Source organism: Piscirickettsia salmonis LF-89 = ATCC VR-1361 (genome assembly GCF_000297215.2).
GTDB lineage: Bacteria > Pseudomonadota > Gammaproteobacteria > Piscirickettsiales > Piscirickettsiaceae > Piscirickettsia > Piscirickettsia salmonis.
This window is the reverse complement of the sequence record NZ_AMFF02000255.1, coordinates 1-848: the sequence shown is the minus strand read 5'-3', so window position 1 is coordinate 848 and position 848 is coordinate 1. Positions and strand designations below refer to the sequence as shown.

Annotated in this window: 1 protein-coding gene; it reads left to right on the top strand. The window is 31.0% G+C overall.

The window, feature by feature from the left end; all coding sequences use genetic code 11:
- Window positions 1–75: 75 nt before the first annotated feature.
- Entirely contained in the window at window positions 76–807 is a 732-nt protein-coding gene (locus C200_RS15925) for a hypothetical protein (RefSeq protein ID WP_016212311.1), read from the top strand.
- The last annotated feature ends 41 nt before the right edge of the window (window positions 808–848 follow it).

The window sequence follows — 848 nt, the reverse complement described above, 5'->3', positions numbered from 1 at the left end:
ATAGAGTAGTGTTGCACTTCATATGACGGAGGGCGAGAGCGAAAAAGTTCTAATACTAATTTATTGGAGATAGATATGTTATTTAAAGATTTGCAATCTAAGGCATTAATGTTATTGGAAGCTATTGTTTTAACTCGTAAATCTAAACCTATATTCAGGTTAGAAAGTGAAGAATTACTTTATTTTAAGGAAGTTGAAGAAGAACTCATTAGAGCAGCATCTTTTGATCATATTCTCAATGTTTTATTATATTTAAAAAAAACAGAATTTCTCAATACACCAGAGCTTGCTTTACAAAATCAATTGTTAGAAGAATATTTGATAGTTTGTATGGAGATGGAAGCAGAGAAGGAGAATACTGAGCAGAGAAAAATATCGACAGATAATAACCCAAGTTTATTTGATGAAATTTCCAAGACTGAATCGCCTCAATTCAAACAACCAATGACAAGCAGTCAAGATACAAAAGCTAGTAATCAACAACCAAAAAGGCAGAGAATGACGAAGGAAGAAAAGTTGCAGGATATCAAAAGTATTATTTTGTATCAGATTCAAAAAGGAGGGTTTGAGCTTGGAGTTCTCGGTAGTCGACATACTGTTCTTGTAAACGAAAGAAACTATCAAGTTCCAAAAAGGATACGACTAATTCTTGGCGTTCTTGATAGAACGGATTTAAATTCAACAGAAAAACTAGATGAAATAAAAAACATTCAAACTTCAGCCTTAAGTTATCAATCTGGTATTCTATTTAATAGAACTCAAAAATCGACAAATCATTTTATTATTAATTTTAATTGTAATTATTAGCAATATGCGTCACTCAAAATACTGAAATGATCCCCAAAATT

Bases quoted from the DNA above. Each gene is read 5' to 3' on its own strand.
- C200_RS15925 (WP_016212311.1), top strand. From the start codon at position 76: ATGTTATTTAAAGATTTGCAATCTAAGGCATTAATGTTATTGGAAGCT.